The sequence below is a fragment of the Escherichia sp. R1 genome, assembly GCF_003000935.1.
Taxonomy (GTDB): domain Bacteria; phylum Pseudomonadota; class Gammaproteobacteria; order Enterobacterales; family Enterobacteriaceae; genus Escherichia; species Escherichia coli.
The window spans coordinates 175,508-193,696 of record NZ_PSRU01000001.1; the positions used below are offsets into that span (position 1 = coordinate 175,508).

Annotated in this window: 14 protein-coding genes; 4 read left to right on the top strand and 10 right to left on the bottom strand. The window is 51.7% G+C overall.

The annotated features are described in order from the left end of the window. The first annotated feature begins 34 nt into the window (after positions 1-34). The 3 genes from asnS to aspC all read left to right on the top strand — a co-directional run bounded on the left by asnS (position 35) and on the right by aspC (position 4,500). On the top strand, positions 35-1,435 hold the full coding sequence (gene asnS, locus C4F37_RS00945) for an asparagine--tRNA ligase (RefSeq protein ID WP_000117881.1): 1,401 nt from the start codon (positions 35-37) through the stop codon (positions 1,433-1,435). Between the two features lie 601 nt (positions 1,436-2,036). After that, positions 2,037-3,125 (top strand): porin OmpF, encoded by a 1,089-nt coding sequence (ompF, locus tag C4F37_RS00950; protein ID WP_000977927.1) that lies wholly within the window; start codon positions 2,037-2,039, stop codon positions 3,123-3,125. Positions 3,126-3,309: 184 nt separating this feature from the next. After that, the gene (aspC, locus tag C4F37_RS00960; RefSeq protein ID WP_000462681.1) at positions 3,310-4,500 is read left to right on the top strand and encodes an aspartate transaminase; all 1,191 of its coding nucleotides are present in this window, start codon (positions 3,310-3,312) and stop codon (positions 4,498-4,500) included. 49 nt (positions 4,501-4,549) lie between these two features. Here aspC and gloC read toward each other — a convergent pair whose 3' ends face one another. The 7 genes from gloC to cmoM all read right to left on the bottom strand — a co-directional run bounded on the left by gloC (position 4,550) and on the right by cmoM (position 15,310). Continuing rightward, positions 4,550-5,197 carry a hydroxyacylglutathione hydrolase GloC gene (gloC, locus tag C4F37_RS00965; RefSeq protein ID WP_001109453.1) on the bottom strand — a complete coding sequence of 216 codons (648 nt, stop codon included), beginning with the start codon at positions 5,195-5,197 and terminating at the stop codon, positions 4,550-4,552. Between the two features lie 26 nt (positions 5,198-5,223). Next, positions 5,224-5,772, bottom strand: coding sequence for a YcbK family protein (locus C4F37_RS00970; RefSeq protein WP_001295932.1), 549 nt, complete (start codon positions 5,770-5,772; stop codon positions 5,224-5,226). Positions 5,773-5,952: 180 nt separating this feature from the next. Beyond that, positions 5,953-7,800 (bottom strand): L,D-transpeptidase, encoded by a 1,848-nt coding sequence (gene ldtD / locus C4F37_RS00980; protein ID WP_000926016.1) that lies wholly within the window; start codon positions 7,798-7,800, stop codon positions 5,953-5,955. A 260-nt stretch (positions 7,801-8,060) separates the two neighbouring features. Then, positions 8,061-12,521: a chromosome partition protein MukB gene (mukB, locus tag C4F37_RS00985; protein WP_001538520.1), complete on the bottom strand. Its 4,461-nt coding sequence runs from the start codon at positions 12,519-12,521 to the stop codon at positions 8,061-8,063. After that, positions 12,521-13,225 (bottom strand): chromosome partition protein MukE, encoded by a 705-nt coding sequence (gene mukE, locus C4F37_RS00990; RefSeq protein ID WP_001295931.1) that lies wholly within the window; start codon positions 13,223-13,225, stop codon positions 12,521-12,523. Before mukE ends, mukB begins: the two co-directional genes overlap by 1 nt. Further along, positions 13,206-14,528, bottom strand: a complete 1,323-nt coding sequence (mukF, locus tag C4F37_RS00995; protein ID WP_001288856.1) for a chromosome partition protein MukF — start codon at positions 14,526-14,528, stop codon at positions 13,206-13,208. The genes mukE and mukF overlap by 20 nt, the downstream gene beginning before the upstream one ends. Then, positions 14,525-15,310 (bottom strand): tRNA uridine 5-oxyacetic acid(34) methyltransferase CmoM, encoded by a 786-nt coding sequence (cmoM, locus tag C4F37_RS01000; RefSeq protein ID WP_001298300.1) that lies wholly within the window; start codon positions 15,308-15,310, stop codon positions 14,525-14,527. Before cmoM ends, mukF begins: the two co-directional genes overlap by 4 nt. A 135-nt stretch (positions 15,311-15,445) precedes the next feature. Here cmoM and elyC point away from each other — a divergent pair, with 135 nt between their 5' ends. Next, complete coding sequence (gene elyC, locus C4F37_RS01005; protein WP_000899600.1) at positions 15,446-16,225, top strand: envelope biogenesis factor ElyC; 780 nt, start codon at positions 15,446-15,448, stop codon at positions 16,223-16,225. Here the strand turns inward: elyC and C4F37_RS01010 are convergent. The 3 genes from C4F37_RS01010 to ycaR all read right to left on the bottom strand — a co-directional run bounded on the left by C4F37_RS01010 (position 16,202) and on the right by ycaR (position 18,174). Beyond that, positions 16,202-17,095 (bottom strand): YcbJ family phosphotransferase, encoded by an 894-nt coding sequence (locus tag C4F37_RS01010; RefSeq protein ID WP_000436922.1) that lies wholly within the window; start codon positions 17,093-17,095, stop codon positions 16,202-16,204. The genes elyC and C4F37_RS01010 overlap by 24 nt on opposite strands. Before the next feature lie 153 nt (positions 17,096-17,248). Beyond that, positions 17,249-17,995 (bottom strand): 3-deoxy-manno-octulosonate cytidylyltransferase, encoded by a 747-nt coding sequence (gene kdsB / locus C4F37_RS01015; RefSeq protein ID WP_000011610.1) that lies wholly within the window; start codon positions 17,993-17,995, stop codon positions 17,249-17,251. Further along, positions 17,992-18,174, bottom strand: a complete 183-nt coding sequence (gene ycaR, locus C4F37_RS01020) for a protein YcaR (RefSeq protein WP_000350051.1) — start codon at positions 18,172-18,174, stop codon at positions 17,992-17,994. Before ycaR ends, kdsB begins: the two co-directional genes overlap by 4 nt. Positions 18,175-18,189: the final 15 nt, after the last annotated feature.

An 18,189-nucleotide genomic window follows, 5' to 3' on the forward strand; every position in this document is an offset into this window, starting at 1 on the left:
TTTATTTTTTCCGACTATTAACAGAGAGAATATTATGAGCGTTGTGCCTGTAGCCGACGTACTCCAGGGCCGCGTAGCCGTTGACAGCGAAGTCACCGTGCGCGGATGGGTACGTACCCGCCGAGATTCAAAAGCTGGCATCTCCTTCCTCGCCGTTTATGACGGTTCCTGCTTTGATCCTGTACAGGCTGTCATCAATAATTCTCTGCCCAATTACAATGAAGACGTCTTGCGTCTGACCACCGGCTGCTCGGTCATTGTGACGGGTAAAGTCGTGGCGTCGCCGGGCCAGGGGCAACAATTTGAAATTCAGGCCAGCAAGGTTGAAGTTGCTGGTTGGGTTGAAGATCCAGACACTTACCCGATGGCGGCAAAACGCCACAGCATTGAGTATCTGCGTGAAGTCGCTCACCTGCGTCCGCGCACAAACCTGATTGGTGCCGTCGCGCGCGTTCGCCATACGCTGGCGCAGGCGCTGCATCGCTTCTTTAACGAGCAGGGATTCTTCTGGGTTTCAACGCCACTGATTACCGCATCTGATACCGAAGGTGCTGGCGAAATGTTCCGTGTTTCAACGCTGGATCTGGAAAACCTGCCGCGTAACGATCAGGGCAAAGTGGATTTCGACAAAGACTTCTTTGGTAAAGAGTCTTTCCTGACCGTATCGGGCCAGTTGAACGGCGAAACCTACGCTTGCGCATTGTCCAAAATTTATACCTTCGGCCCGACTTTCCGTGCTGAAAACTCCAACACCAGCCGTCACCTGGCGGAATTCTGGATGCTGGAGCCGGAAGTGGCGTTTGCTAACCTGAACGATATCGCAGGTCTGGCTGAAGCCATGCTGAAATATGTCTTCAAAGCGGTTCTCGAAGAACGCGCTGACGACATGAAATTCTTCGCTGAACGCGTAGATAAAGATGCCGTTTCACGTCTGGAACGCTTCATTGAGGCCGATTTCGCGCAGGTGGATTACACCGACGCAGTGACCATTCTCGAAAACTGCGGCAGGAAGTTTGAAAACCCGGTTTACTGGGGCGTCGATCTCTCTTCTGAGCATGAGCGTTATCTGGCGGAAGAACACTTTAAAGCACCGGTAGTGGTTAAAAACTATCCGAAAGATATTAAAGCGTTCTATATGCGCCTTAACGAAGACGGTAAAACCGTTGCGGCTATGGACGTTCTGGCTCCGGGCATCGGTGAGATCATTGGTGGCTCCCAGCGTGAAGAACGTCTGGACGTGCTGGACGAGCGTATGCTTGAAATGGGCCTGAACAAAGAAGATTACTGGTGGTATCGCGATCTGCGTCGCTACGGTACTGTTCCGCATTCAGGTTTCGGTCTTGGTTTTGAACGCCTGATTGCTTACGTAACTGGCGTGCAAAACGTACGTGATGTTATTCCGTTCCCACGTACTCCGCGTAACGCCAGCTTCTAATTTAGCGTCTTCAAGAGCCAGCGCCCGCTGGCTCTTTTTTTATCCTTTCTGTCAAGTTATCTGTTTGTTAAGTCAAGCAATCTATTTGCAACCCCGCCATAACGATCATCCTGTTACGGAATATTACGCTGCAACATTTACGCACAAAAAATAATCTGCATTCTTATTGCGGATTAGTTTTTTCTTAGCTGATAGCACAATTTTCATACAAATTTTTGGCATTCTGGATGTCTGAAAGAAGATTTTGTGCCTGGTCGATAAAGTTTCCATCAGAAACAAAATTTCCGTTTAGTTAATTTAAATATAAGAAAATCATATAAATAGATAAAAATTGCTGTAAATATCATCACGCTTCTATGGAAATATGACGGTGTTCACAAAGTTCCTTAATTTTTACTTTTTGTCACATATTTTTTCTTTTTGAAACTAAATCTTTATCTTTGTAGCACTTTCACGGTAGCGAAACGTTAGTTTGAATGGAAAGATGCCTGCAGACACATAAAGACACCAAACTCTCATCAATAGTTCCGTAAATTTTTATTGACAGAACTTATTGACGGCAGTGGCAGGTGTCATAAAAAAACCATGAGGGTAATAAATAATGATGAAGCGCAATATTCTGGCAGTGATCGTCCCTGCTCTGTTAGTAGCAGGTACTGCAAACGCTGCAGAAATCTATAACAAAGATGGCAACAAAGTAGATCTGTACGGTAAAGCTGTCGGTCTGCATTATTTCTCCAAGGGTAACGGTGAAAACAGTTACGGTGGCAATGGCGACATGACCTATGCCCGTCTTGGTTTTAAAGGGGAAACTCAAATCAATTCCGATCTGACCGGTTATGGTCAGTGGGAATATAACTTCCAGGGTAACAACTCTGAAGGCGCTGACGCTCAAACTGGTAACAAAACGCGTCTGGCATTCGCGGGTCTTAAATACGCTGACGTTGGTTCTTTCGATTACGGCCGTAACTACGGTGTGGTTTATGATGCACTGGGTTACACCGATATGCTGCCAGAATTTGGTGGTGATACTGCATACAGCGATGATTTCTTCGTTGGTCGTGTTGGCGGCGTTGCTACCTATCGTAACTCCAACTTCTTTGGTCTGGTTGATGGTCTGAACTTCGCTGTTCAGTACCTGGGTAAAAACGAGCGTGACACTGCACGCCGCTCTAACGGCGACGGTGTTGGCGGTTCTATCAGCTACGAATACGAAGGCTTTGGTATCGTTGGTGCTTATGGTGCCGCTGACCGTACCAACCTGCAGGAAGAGTCTTCCCTTGGCAAAGGCAAAAAAGCTGAACAGTGGGCTACTGGCCTGAAGTATGACGCGAACAACATCTACCTGGCAGCGAACTACGGTGAAACCCGTAACGCTACGCCGATCACTAATAAATTTACAAACACCAGCGGCTTCGCCAACAAAACGCAAGACGTTCTGTTAGTTGCGCAATACCAGTTTGATTTCGGTCTGCGTCCGTCCATCGCTTACACCAAATCTAAAGCGAAAGACGTAGAAGGTATCGGTGATGTTGATCTGGTGAACTACTTTGAAGTGGGCGCAACCTACTATTTCAACAAAAACATGTCCACCTATGTTGACTACATCATCAACCAGATCGATTCTGACAACAAACTGGGCGTAGGTTCTGACGACACCGTTGCTGTGGGTATCGTTTACCAGTTCTAATAGCACACCTCTTTGTTAAATGCCGAAAAAACAGGACTTTGGTCCTGTTTTTTTTATGCCTTCCAGAGCAATCTCACGTCTTGCAAAAACAGCCTGCGTTTTCATCAGTAATAGTTGGAATTTTGTAAATCTCCCGTTACCCTGATAGCGGACTTCCCTTCTGTAACCATAATGGAACCTCGTCATGTTTGAGAACATTACCGCCGCTCCTGCCGACCCGATTCTGGGCCTGGCCGATCTGTTTCGTGCCGATGAACGTCCCGGCAAAATTAACCTCGGGATTGGTGTCTATAAAGATGAGACGGGTAAAACCCCGGTACTGACCAGCGTGAAAAAGGCTGAACAGTATCTGCTCGAAAATGAAACCACCAAAAATTACCTCGGCATTGACGGCATCCCTGAATTTGGTCGCTGCACTCAGGAACTGCTGTTTGGTAAAGGTAGCGCCCTGATCAATGACAAACGTGCTCGCACGGCACAGACTCCGGGTGGCACTGGCGCACTACGCGTGGCTGCCGATTTCCTGGCAAAAAATACCAGCGTTAAGCGTGTGTGGGTGAGCAACCCAAGCTGGCCGAACCATAAGAGCGTCTTTAACTCTGCAGGTCTGGAAGTTCGTGAATACGCTTATTATGATGCGGAAAATCACACTCTTGACTTCGATGCACTGATTAACAGCCTGAACGAAGCCCAGGCTGGCGACGTAGTGCTGTTCCATGGCTGCTGCCATAACCCAACCGGCATCGACCCTACGCTGGAACAATGGCAGACACTGGCACAACTCTCCGTTGAGAAAGGCTGGTTACCGCTGTTTGACTTCGCTTACCAGGGTTTTGCCCGTGGTCTGGAAGAAGATGCTGAAGGACTGCGCGCTTTCGCGGCTCTGCATAAGGAGCTGATTGTTGCCAGTTCCTACTCTAAAAACTTTGGCCTGTACAACGAGCGTGTTGGCGCTTGTACTCTGGTTGCTGCTGACAGTGAAACTGTTGAACGCGCATTCAGCCAAATGAAAGCGGCGATTCGTGCTAACTACTCTAACCCACCAGCACACGGCGCTTCTGTTGTTGCCACCATCCTGAGCAACGATGCGTTACGTGCGATTTGGGAACAAGAACTGACTGATATGCGCCAGCGTATTCAGCGTATGCGTCAGTTGTTCGTCAATACGCTGCAGGAAAAAGGCGCAAATCGCGACTTCAGCTTTATCATCAAACAGAACGGCATGTTCTCCTTCAGTGGCCTGACAAAAGAACAAGTGCTGCGTCTGCGCGAAGAGTTTGGCGTATATGCTGTTGCTTCTGGTCGCGTAAACGTGGCCGGGATGACACCAGATAACATGGCGCCGCTGTGCGAAGCGATTGTGGCAGTGCTGTAAGCGTTAAAACCGATGAAGCCCGCTTGAAAGCGGGCTTTTTTATGCGCCTTTACCAGACGGGCATTTCGTCTTGCAGGAAGGGATTATGCAGGCGCTCATAACCAAGTGTGGATAATGGTCCGTGACCCGGAATAAATGTCACGTCATCCCCCAGTGGCAGCAATTTATCTTTGATTGAAGAAATCAGTTGATTATGATCGCCACGCGGGAAGTCACTGCGCCCTACTCCACCTTTGAAAATAACGTCGCCAGAAATCAGCAGCTTTGCCCGATCATCAAAAAACACGACATGACCCGGCGTATGCCCAGGGCAATGTAACACCTGTAAAGTCACATTCCCTATGCTGATGGTATCGCCTTCGTTCAGCCAACGATCTGGCGTCAGCGGCTGGCACTCTTCCAGACCAAACATACGACTTTGCGCAGGCAAGCCTTGCAGCCAGAACTCATCTTCTTTTTCCGGGCCAAAAACCGGCACGCCGTAATGTTGCGCCAGTTCCGCCGCTGCGCCAACGTGGTCCAGATGACCATGAGTCAGCAGGATCTGCATCAGTGTCAGGCCGCTGGCATCAACTTCCTGTTTGATTTTTTCCGCATCGCCGCCAGGATCGACCAGTGCGGCCAGACGGGTTTGTTCACACCAGATCAATGAACAGTTCTGGGAGAATGCGGTGACCGGAATAATACGATAGTTCATACTGCCCCTGTTTCGTTAAGCGATTACTACCAGTGCCGTGCTGGCCCGGTATCAATATGCACAAAGTTACTACGTGGGTAATATCCTACACCACCTGCGCGCATAGATAACGCGGCTTTGCGAATATTGCTTAACGCGATACCTTCAATGTGGAAATCCATCGCCTGGCCTTTAGTGTGATAGCTTTTCTTCGCTACTCCACGGCTGCGGGCGCGTAGTTCATTGTTGGTATCAATGGAACGATAACCGGAAATGAGTTGCACCGGTTTGCGGGTGCCTAACAACCCTTGCAGGCGATACAACTGGTCGAATAATCCTGGGTCGATGGACTTTATTTTGTTCGCGCGGTAATCGCGGAAAAAATGGTTAAGTTTTGCCAATTCTTCCTGAATATAGCCTCTGCCATCGAAAAACTCCGCTTTGATTGACTCTCCGGTATGAAGATTATTGAGTGTCAAAATGCGCGGGCGTGGGGTAGAGAGTGTTGCAAACGCCGGGGTCGGCAGGATGGCGGCACCGAGTGCAACGCCACCAAGCGCCAGCAGTTTGCGGCGATTAGCGTCGAATTTGTCCATGATAATCAAGTCTACAGGTCAATGTTATCGTTTATATGCACTTCTGGCGCACAAGAGGCACCTTAACCGCCCGTAAAGCAGACGTCAAGATGACTCAACCCCAGCAGTGACGGGGGCTGCAGAGAATCGCCCCCGATCATGCTAATTATTACGACAACTGATTTCCCCGAACTGCTTCATTTACCTGATTAATTGTTCCGCTTTCGATACAATTTGCGAGCTGGATCGCGCAGGCAGATCATAATTGTAAATATCTGTACGATACTGGGTACGACCATCTGCACCAACAAAGGCCGTCAGATAGTAGAGATTCACCGGAATCGACTGCCGAATATTGACGTAACGCGTATCGCCCTGCTTCAGCGCATCAGAAATACGTTTGTCATTCCAGCCTGCATCCTGCAACAGCATATTCGCCAGATCGGAAGCTTTATTCACTCGTACACAGCCTGAGCTCAATGCGCGTGTATCACGCTTGAACAGATTGTGGTTCGGCGTGTCATGCAAATAAATGGCCTCTGAACTCGGCATATTGAATTTATAGCGCCCCAGCGAGTTCCGTGGGCCTGGAGCCTGCTGGAAGCGGAACGGTAAATTCGAGGCCGTGATTGTAGACCAGTCAACCTGCCATGGGTCAATCGCTTCTCTGCTGTTCCAGCCGCGCATCACCGTATAGCCATGGCTTTCGAGATATCCCGGATCGTTGCGCACTTTCGGCAGAATATCTTTGCGTGCCAGAGTTGGTGGTACGTTCCACGGCGGGTTTACCACTACGTTGTTAAGGGCACTGCTCATCATTGGCGTTTTGCGATCGGGGCGACCGACAATGACTCGCGAATCCAGCACCTGATTGCCGTTCTGATAGTAGACCAGCGAATAGGCCGGAATGTTAACCATGATCCCGGTAGAAAGCTCTGTTGGCAGCAAGCGCAATCGCTGGATGTTGAGTGCCAACACGCCAGCACGCTGGGCGGGCGTTACGTTTAACCAGTCACGCGTTGCCGGGCCAATAGCACCATCTGCCCCCAATCCTTGCCATGCCTGAAAACGTTTAACGGCTTCCACCAGTTCATTATCGTAGGCGGCACGAACGACAGGCGCAGGTTTACTACGAGACGTAGTTTGCTTGTCCATCGGCTTAGTTTCTGCTGTTTCAATAGTAACAGCGGATGGGCTGACTACCGCGTCAGTTGGCGTGTCATCGCCAGGTAGCGTAATTTTCGGTCCCCCGTCCAACATGCCTGTACGTTGCAATATTTCGCGCAACGCCGGTACGTCGTTACTCCACTGTCCTGGGCGCAACGTTGCTTTGCCGGTCAGTTGGGGCCACGGTTTGGTGTCACTGAGTAAGGCCAGTAACGATTCATGCATCGCCGCATATTGCGGATGCTGCGGTGCCAGTCCTGCAACAAACGTAGGCAATTGACCTTTATCCAGCGCCAGCTGCCATTGGTTAATCACCGAAAGCGGCGGCGTTGCAAGCGCATAAGGTTTACTGCTATATAGCCAGCGAGTGCCTTTGACCGGAATATTTGCAATGAAATGGAGATAGCCCATCATCGCATCAGAGAGCACCACGTCGCGTGTCATCCCGTTAACACCAGGATCGGTCAGTAACTCTACCCATTTATTAAACTGCGGCTGGAAACCGGCAATCGCCACCTCTGCCAGCTGTTGCTGGAAGGCTTTAACAGCATCACGGTTTTCCCACATGGGTTGCATATCGCGTGCGGCATACAACAATTGAAGCTGGTTAAGATAAACCGGCTTATAACCTGCGGGTAATTGAGATTCGATTTGCGTGCGGGCTTTTTCAGCCGCACCTTCAGGCAATGGCTGGATCCCCGCCATTATTGCCGTGGCTTGCGCCTGCGGCAGTGCCTCGCCCTGTTCACTGACAGCCACCGGGCTGTCGCCAGGGATTACTTCAGGCTCATCGGCCTGCGCATTGAACAGTGGAGCGAATGTTACGGCCAGGCACAAACTGATTGCCGACAGCCGACGACCACACATCATATTAAGCAACATCCCTTGCCCCCTGTTTTTATCATACTCTGAATAGCCAGGCTGTTATTTTACGACTTGCCTGTACAACGCCAATACTCACGAAAGTATGACGAGCAAGCCTGTTACTCATCAGACTTATCTTCAGTATATAAACGCCGATACGTTTTTACATAACCTAATGTAAAGAAGTTTAAAGAAAAGCGCGCCGTAATGTGCCACTTTTTTAGTGCAGAAACGGAGTTTTCGGAAAAAGAAAAGGCGGCATTGCTGCCGCCTTTTCTTTAACTCGCCTGAGAAGGCGCTTCGTCACTTCCTGGAAGCGTTTCAGGGAGTTGAGGCGCAAATCCTCGCAGGCCGACGACGTGAACGTGTTCGGTATTCTGGAAGACTTTACGCACCAGTTTATAGGTGGTGCCTTTCTCCGGGCTGATATTTTCCGGCGCTGCGATAATGAGCTGCATTTGCAAACGTTCACACAATTCAAACAGCGTGGCGATGGAACGGGCGTCCAGTCGCGCTGCTTCATCGAGGAACAGCAGGCGGCAAGGAGAGATATCTTTACCGCGCAGGCGGCGAGATTCATCTTCCCAGCTTTGTACCACCATCACCAGAATCGACATACCGGTACCAATCGCCTCACCGGTCGACAATGCACCAGACTCTGCACGCAACCAGCCATCGGAACCACGGTTAACCTCAACTTCCATTTCCAGATAGTTGCGGTAATCCAGCAGTTCTTCACCGATGGTCTGCGGCGTGCGCTGCCCCATATCAATCTGCGGGTTAAGACGTTGATACAGTTTCGCCAGCGCTTCTGAGAAGGTCAGGCGGTTGCTGTTAAACAGATCCTGATGCTGCTCGTGCTGTTCAGAGAGCACATCCAGCAGCATGGCGTGCGTTTCACGTACGTTCACGTTCAGACGTACGCTGTTCACCTGGCCAAACGATACGTTCTGCAACCCCTGGTTGAGCATACGGATACGGTTCTGCTCGCGCTGAATGGTTTTGCGAATGATGTTCGCCACGCTGCGGGAACTGATCGCCAGTTTCTGTTCACGGGAGGTTAATTCTTCGGTCAGACGGCTAAGCTCGATCTCCATCTGTTCGATAGCTTCCACCGGATCATCGGTACGAATAATATCCTGACGAATACGTTCACGCAGATGCTGATAAACCGCCACGAAGAACTGAATTTTACGTTCCGGACGTTTTGGATCTTCCGACATCCGCAGCACGTCGCGCAGATGTTCGTTATCTGCCACCGCCAGACGCAGCGCACCTAACGCCTTATCCGACATGGAACGCAAATCATCAGCGGAGAGATAAGCCAGCTCACGACGGTGTAAGCGACGCTCAACGCCATTATCTTTCACCATGCGCATCACCGCACACCAGCCCGCTTTGGCGGTCACTACCTGCTCGCGCATCTCAAAGTAATCCCGCTCCAGCTTGCGCAGTTTACGGGTCAGGTTGTCCATCTCCGCTTCGCAGAAGGTAAGCGCTTTTTCCAGTTGATTGCGTCGTGAACGGTTATTGCTCAGTTGCGCGTGCAACTCGTCACGGCGAATACGTGCCCGCTCTTCTGCCCCGCTATCAGCACGCACGCCGATATCCTGCAATTCACGTTGCAGATCGTTAAGTAGCTCTTTTTTGGTGTCATACGAACTTTTCAGCGAAGCCAGCACCTGGTTGTACTGATTCAACTGCGCTGCGTGTCCGCGCAACGCTTCACGAGCGCGGGTACGCTCCGCTTCCGCCTGTTCCAGACGTTCACGCAGTTTTTCGTTGAGATCGCTGTTACCGCTAAGCATTTCTGCCGAGTCAGAGTAGCTAAAGTGCGCACGACGCTGTACCACTTCCGTCAGGGCAAACGCCTGCTGACGGGCATCGCGCTGCATCTGCTGAGAGTACGCGTAATCTTCTTTTAACTGTTCGAACTGTTCCGGGTCGCTCTGCAATACCGAAACGATCGGTTCCAGTTTCGCCAGTTGATTGCCAAACTGCTGAACAAAACGCGCGGCTTCCTGGGCTTCATCCAGACGTTCGCGGATTTCATCGACGCGATCCGCCAGGCTGTCATCAGCCAACAGGTTGAGACGCGGCAGAATGCGGTTCAGCGCCGCAACGCCCTCTTTCGCCTGCTCAAACTGAATACGCTGCTGCTGGTTATCATTTTCATGATTACTCAACGCCCGTTCCAGTTCGACGCGACGGCTGTTCAGTTGACGGATTTCTGCTTCCGGGTCAGACTCAAACGCCACCGCCAGATGACTGCCGATAAAGCGGCTGAACGCCTGATGCAGACGCTGGGTTTTCTGTACATCAAAGGAGAGCGTGGCGAAGCGTTCGGAAAGCACTTCCCGCTCGGCATGGAGGCTTTCAATACGGCTTTCACGCGCAGCACGACCAAACAGCGGCACTTCCGGGAAACGTGAATAACGCCACTGACGATCGGCGATTTTCACCACCACCGCTTTTTCCAGCTCATCAACGCTGAACACGCTGTCATCGAATGACTGCGGATCCCCTTCGATCAAATAGAGATCTTCCGGGCAATCGGTCAAGCCTTCCAGGTGTTCGGTTACCTGTGACAGATCTGGCACCACGATGGCGTGGCGTGACGGGCCATACAGTGCTGAGAAGTACGGCGCATCTTCCAGGCTAACGTCGTCATAAATTTCTGACAGCAGCACACCACCAAAACGCTCCGCCAGCGCGTTCAGACGCTGATCTTCAGAACCACCTGGCTGGCTTAAACGTTCGATCTCTTCATCGACGGCGTTTTTGCGCGCGCCTACTTCATCGCGTTCAACAATTGCCTCGCGCTCGCGCTCCAGCAACTGTTGCAGAAATTCGGTGACATCCTGGCTGGAGGTGAACTCTTCGCCGCACTGTTCGCTCAACTGGTTGAGACTGTTTTGCGCTGCCAGCCAAACCGGCGCACGCTGCATCAAACTCTGAATGCGAGACTGCAGCTGTTCCTGCTCCTGGCGCAGTGCCATCCGCTCTTCTCGGGCGTTAGAGACGCTATCGGAAAGAGAGGCAATGCGTGCTTCCAGCTCCTGATGCAGAGCTTCCAGTTCATCAATATCAAAATTCTTGCCCTGACGTTTGCAGAAATCTGCCAGCAGACGCTCAGCTTCTTGCTGCTCACGCAGACGCTGTTCCAGTTCGCTTAAGCGCATCCGCAACGGCTGAACCTGCTCTGCCAGGTGACGCTGATCGACCCCTTCGCGCAATAGTTCGCGAGCGACATCCCACGCCTCGTTACGCGCCAGCGGGCCGTTGATTGCCACCACCAGCTGATAAGCCTGCTCAAACTGGCTGTGCGCGGTTTGCGCCATGCTCATTTTCTGCTCAAGAGAGAGCATTTTTTCGGTCGCTTCCAGCTCTTTCGCCTGGAAGGTTTCCAGCCATTCGGCAGCGCTGTCGGCGGTTAAGTCCGGCAGATGGCACAGTTCTTTGGCACGATTAAGCGCAGCAATCGCCTGGTTATACTGGATCGCGCGCGTTTGCTGGACGTCCAGCGCCTGCTGGTAGTCAGCAAGCTGGCTTTTCAGCTCGTCCACTTCCAGTTCGGCAGCTTCCGCACGAGCCTCGTTCTCTTCCTGGCGTTCGATGGCTTCTGCCACCACTTCGTTTTGCTCTTCCAGACGGATCTGCAGCTCATCGAGATCCGCTTCGTAGCGTTCGATCTTCTCCTGCTGACGCAGTGCGGTTTGCACCAGGTTCAGGTGATCGCTGGCCGCCTGATAATCCGCTTCCAGATCGCCTTCGGCACCGTTGTGCTCAGCCAGCTCTCGCGCCATATCGACGTGTTTGTACTGCTCAGCCGCCAGTTGCTGACGCGAAGTATGTAGCTCGCGACGAAACTCCAGGGCCTTATCGAGATGAACACGGCGCTCGTTGGCGTGACGCATGTAGTCCGCCGCCACGTAGTTGGTGGCTTCGCTGATCAGATGCTTAAACAGGTCTCGGTCCGACTGGGTGACACGAATCGCTTCCAGCGTCATGCGGTTTTCACGCAGCGCCGCTTCCATGTCCTGGAACGCTTTCCGCACCCCACTGTTTTCCGGCAACAGGTAGTCGCGCAGAGAACGAGTAATGGCGCTGGAGATCCCGCCATACAGCGAGGCTTCGATCAGACGATAGAATTTACTACGGTCAGACGCTGAGCGCAGACGACGCGCGATGATGCCCAGATCGAACATCAGCGAGTGGTAATCGGTAATGGAGTTGAACTGTTTAAACTGCACGCCTTCCATCGCCTCGAGCTTGTCTTTCAGCTCGTTAAGCGGCAGCACGCGCGCCTGGCGTTCGTTCAGAGTTTCGGTCACCAGTTGTGTCGGCTGCACCGACATCGGCAGGCCCTGAATGGCAAATGGTTTGATATCCACTTTACGATCGCGTCCGGCAACCTGTTGCAGACGCACACCGACCACTACACGCTGGTGGCGCGAGTTAATGGTGTCAAGCATCGAATAACAGACACCCGCTTTCAGCTTACCGTGCAGACCTTTATCGCGCGAACCGCTGGTGGCCCCGGCTTCCGTAGTGTTACGGAAATGCAGCAGGGTCAGATCGGGGATAAGCGCCGTAACGAACGCCGCCATGGTGGTGGATTTACCCGCCCCGTTACCGCCAGAAAGCGTCGTGACCAGCTCGTCAAGGTCAAAAGTTCGGGCAAAAAAGCCGTTCCAGTTAATCAGCGTCAGTGAGCGAAATTTACCGCGTTCAATCATTATTCTTCCTCTCCGCTATCTGGCTGACTCTCTTCGGTTTCATCGTTGAGTTGCAGATGGTTTTCAATCGGCATTGCTTCACCATCACGAATCAGGCGACGCTGTGCTTCACGGGGATCGTCGCCAGCACGCACATCGGCTCCGAAGCGGAACACCGATTCGGTAATGCGGAACTTGCTGCTGTCGTGGCCCATAAACCACACCATGCCTAAACGACGCAGACGGTTGAGCGAAGAGCGTACTTTTTCCTGCAACTTCTGACGGTCAACGTCTGAACCGGTTGAACGGTTGTTCACCAGTTTCAGCAGTTTCGCTTCATCGGCCAGGGTGAGCAGTTCGTCGTACAGTTCCTGTTGAGTAAAAATCCCCTCATTCGCCAGCCGTTCCGGGCTGAGATAGAGATAACAGAGGATTTTCCCGACCATCATATCCAGTTCCGACAAGACGGAACGAGGGATCAGCGTGGTGGAACGTGGGCGTAGATAGAAGAACCCTTCCGGTGCACGAATAAGCTCAACGTTATAACGCGCGTAAAACTCTTCCAGATATTCCTGAAAATCCATCAGGAATGCATGATTATCCAGTTCGTCGAGGCCAATATGGCGGCCTGAACGTAAGGCGCTATCCAGCGCCGGAAATAACGGATTCGCCAGCGCCTGCGCCAGCTTAACCGGCATCACTTGTTCAATATTTGTCGATGACATGCGCCTGTACCTTGGCTCCGTAATCATTAATCGGCTGCCATTTCGCTGGCAGTCCGGTGAAATCTGCTTGCGCTACGCCAAGACGTACCGCCTGATCAATAACAATGCGCGCAACGTCAAAGTGACGTGCACGCGGATACTGTGACAGATATTCGCGTACCACCAGACCAAGATCCAGCGGCACTTGTCTGGTTTTGTACACGGCAAGTTGTTCTTCGATGATCGCCGCCAGCTGTTCGCGGATCTCGTTAAACTCTTCGTACTCCAGATCCTCAGGAAGTTCCCCAGTCACTTCTTCATCGCGCAGTACCATCTCTTCGTCACGCATATCCAGCAGACGATCGGCATTGGCATAGGTTAGCGCCCACGGCTCATCAAAATAGGTTTGTACCGACTGACGTAACCGCTGAGCAAAGACGCGGTTTTTATCCATATCGATCGCAGTACGAATAAATTTGTGTACGTGGCGGTCGTAGCCAATCCACAAGTCGATGGATTGCTGGCCCCAACTGATAATACGGTCGAGTTTGCTCTGAAGATCGAACACCAGACGATCGACAAAATGCAGGTCGTCATGGGTCATCGTCGCATCCTGAATGCGTAACAGGTTGGCCTGCAATTTATCGCCTGCCGCTTCCAGCGTATCCTGCAATTCACGCAGCGTTCCGGAAGTTTCTGAAAGCAACAATTCACAGCTGGAAATCGCCGCCCGCCAGTCTTTGTTCAACAACTGGGCGATATCATCCTTCACCTGCTGCTGCTGTTCATCCATCAGACGTTGCGTCAGGTCGATACTGTCGAAAATTTCTGCTACCGAATATTTCAGTGGCGCATAAACATTACGGTGCCAGTGAAATTCATCACCGCCCTCTTCGGCGGCATCTGCTGCGCGTTTGAGCTCACCCGCCACAATCGACAACTGCATAGAAAGGCGCAGCGTAGAAAACTCGCGCTGACGAATGTAATAGTCAGTGATGCCGATGCCGAGCGGCGTCAGACGGTAAATTGCGTTCCCTTCCGCCTGCTCGCTGGTAAAGCGGTTCAGCAGACGTTGACGCACCATGTCGTTGATCGCGTTGTTGGCGCGCACGCCGATGGTTTCGCTGGTTTGCTCAAACGCATCACTCACATGGCGGAATGCATCCACCAGCTCGCCTTCACTCATCTCACCATCCAGACGCTCGCCGTTCAGCGTGGCAACCGCCAGCAGAAAAGAGAGTCGGTCTACCGGCAGCGAGATGGAGAAGTCATTTTTTCTGGCCCAGGCAACCAGTTCGGGGACTGTCTGGGAAAATTCACTCATACTTTATCCTTGCTCTGCGGTTTGCGCGCGGTGACATGAATATAACGCCCCAGGGTAATATACGGTTCCTGACGGCAATAACGCGTTTCTAATTCAAGTAATGCTTCATAGCAGTCGCGCTGCTGGTGCTTCTCGCGCAGATAATCATGAAACACGCGAACGCCTGTCTTACCCATAATTTGCCAACCAGCTTCTTCCAGCCACAGATAAACCTGCGCCGGGTCGCGTGGATAATCTGGCGAAAGCGTCCGTTTTTTCTTTTTCGGCATTCCCGCCTGCACGTAATCAAAATTCCCGGCGACCATGTTATGCATCAACAAACCATGCGCATTGTAGAACATTAACGACAACACGCCGCCTGGACGCAAAACTGACCACAGGGTCTGTAATACGCTGCGGGGATCGGCCACCCACTCCAGCACCGCATGGAACAATATCAGATCAACGGGCGTTTCCAAATGCGAAGCAACATCCTGAGCGGCGCAATGTATAAATTGCATGTTGTCGCTCACACCTTTTGCTTCTGCCGCCTGTTTTGCGCGGTCGATCATCTGCGCAGAAAGATCGCATAAAATGACCTGATGCCCGCGCTCGGCCATTTTGATTGCGGTCTGCCCTTCTCCGCCGCCAGCATCCAGCACACGCAGTTTTTGCGGGCCCATTTCCGCCAGCACGCGATCGAGATCCTGCCACAGAATAGCCTGTCGAAGCTGCCCTTTGGTGGTGCCGTAAATGTTACGGGAAAACTTTTCCGCAATATCATCAAAATTGCGATCCTGCATTGCTTTCTCCACCGGTTGGCTAAGACGTTTTCTGATAAAGACGCTATTTTGTCACAGCCACGGCGAGAATGAACCCGTCTGGTGTAATATCGCTGGCGATCCCTTGCTATATGGTCAAAAAAGGAACCAGAAAGGATGCTTTTTACACTGAAAAAAGTGATTGGCAATATGTTGCTGCCACTTCCGCTGATGTTGTTGATTATTGGCGCTGGCCTGGCGCTGCTGTGGTTTAGCCGTTTTCAAAAAACCGGGAAGATTTTTATTAGCATTGGGTGGCTGGCGCTCTTGTTATTGAGTTTGCAACCGGTAGCCGACCGCCTGCTGCGTCCCATCGAAAGCACCTATCCGACATGGAATAATTCGCAAAAAGTGGACTATATCGTGGTGCTCGGAGGTGGTTATACCTGGAACCCGCAGTGGGCACCAAGCTCGAATTTAATCAATAACAGTCTGCCCCGCCTGAATGAAGGTATTCGCTTATGGCGCGAAAATCCGGGATCAAAACTGATCTTCACGGGAGGCGTAGCAAAAACCAATACGGTGAGTACAGCCGAAGTAGGTGCAAGAGTTGCGCAATCGCTGGGCGTGCCGCGCGAGCAAATTATCACTCTGGATTTGCCAAAAGATACCGAAGAAGAAGCTGCGGCAGTGAAACAGGCAATTGGTGACGCCCCTTTCCTGCTGGTGACCTCCGCATCACATCTGCCGCGGGCGATGATCTTTTTTCAGCAGGAAGGGCTAAATCCGCTGCCAGCCCCGGCGAATCAGTTGGCCATCGACTCGCCGCTTAATCCGTGGGAACGGGCAATCCCTTCTCCGGTTTGGTTGATGCATAGCGATCGTGTTGGCTATGAAACGCTTGGCCGCATCTGGCAGTGGCTAAAAGGTTCGTCAGGCGAGCCACGGCAAGAGTGATTTTGATGCCAGATCGAAGTTACGCCGACTAAATCGTCCGGTGTTGACCAGTTGCGCAACTTCATCCCATAACACATACAACCAACGCCGCCAGATGAACGACTCCGCCACTGGCGCGCGTTGCAGATAACTCCAGAGCAAATCTTCCGCCAGAGAATTATCCATTAGTCGGAACAGTTCGTATTCTCGCGGTGCCCAAAGCATTAGTCCCGGTCCGACCATCGCCAGTAACTGATCGCTGCGCGAATCTTTCAGCATGCTACGTAAACAGAAGTTACCGTGAATCAGTACACAATTGTCGTTAAAGCCTTCAAATAATGCCGGGAGACATTCGCGAGTGCGAAACAGGATCCGCTTATCCTGCATCGTTAGACCGGTGTTATTGAACTGATTGAGCGTGGTCCATAGCACTTCAACATGTTGCCGGTACCATGAGGGCCAGAAATTTTCCTGAGTATTGTCGACCGCGCCGACGCAACCGCGACTGTCCTGACGGTGCCAGGCCAGTAAGGCTTCAACGATTTGATCTTTGAGTTGTTCCCAGCGTTCTGGTGTTCGGGCTGGTGCCTCCACCGAAACACCACGCATTCGCTCCAGTAGCAGGACATCGGGGCCGGGGTGTTCTTCATGCGTCATCACACCATAAATAGTCGGCATACGGACAGTCCCACTTCTTGCCAGCATGGTGGTTTTCCATGCCAGTTGTCGGGCTTTTCCGGGCGTACTAAAGCTTCTTGCCATTAACGGCATTGGGTTTCCCTGGCTGTCATACAAAGCCCACAACGCCGTATCCGCTTTTTCATTGACGCACTCAATACGACTGAGTTTTTCGCCCAGTAAATGGCTTAATTCGGCACGCAGCTGTTCCATTCAGATTACCCTCATAAAAGCTACTGCTTTCATAATGAGCGCCAATATAAAAGATGTCACCTGAATGAGATCAATTGTTGAAAAGAAAAATTGAGGAAAATCGTAACGGTACGACACTCCTCCCAAAATTGGCTGGAGTGTCGTGAAGTGAAATTAGCGCATTTCAGCGCGAACGCGCTCGAGATCTTCAGGGGTATCCACACCTGTGCCAGGAACTTCCTGGGCGACAGCAACATGGATTTTTTCGCCGTACCACAGAACACGAAGCTGCTCTAACATTTCGATATGTTCTAACGGACTTGGCTGCCAGGTAACATAACGACGGATAAAGCCTGCTCGGTAGCCATAAATACCAAGATGACGCAGGAAGTTATCGCCTACGGTTTCAAGGTCTTTTGCAAAACGATCACGATCCCACGGAATGGTGGCGCGAGAGAAGTACAGTGCGTACCCTTCGGCGTCGAGAACCACTTTCACCGCATTCGGGTTAAACGCTTCTTCCGCATTGTGGATTGGCACCGCCAGAGTCGCCATACCCACCTGACGCTGAGCGAGGTTATCAGCAACCTGACGAATGATTGTCGCAGGGATCATCGGTTCATCACCCTGCACATTAACGATCACAGTGTCGTCGCTGAATGCGCATTTTTCGACAACTTCCGCCAATCGTTCTGTACCTGACTGATGATCGGCGCGCGTCATACATACTTCGCCGCCAGCGGCTTCAACAGCGCGGGCAACATCCTCATGATCGGTTGCCACGATGATGCGCTCGGCACCTGATTCGCGCGCGCGTTCAAGAACATGAACAATCATGGGTTTGCCGTTAATATCAACCAATGGTTTACCGGGCAGACGCGTGGACGCGTAACGCGCGGGAATAATGACCACAAAACTCATGATTTACTCTCATCAGCAGTCAGCACGCGGGCTTCCGTTTCCAGCAACACTGGAATGCCATCGCGCAGCGGGAAAGCCAGGTTGTCCAGTTTGCAAATAATCTCTTGTTTTTCCTGGTTATACCAAAGTTTTCCGTTGCAAACCGGGCAGGCAATGATTTCAAGCAGACGATGATCCATAGTTCCTCCAGATGG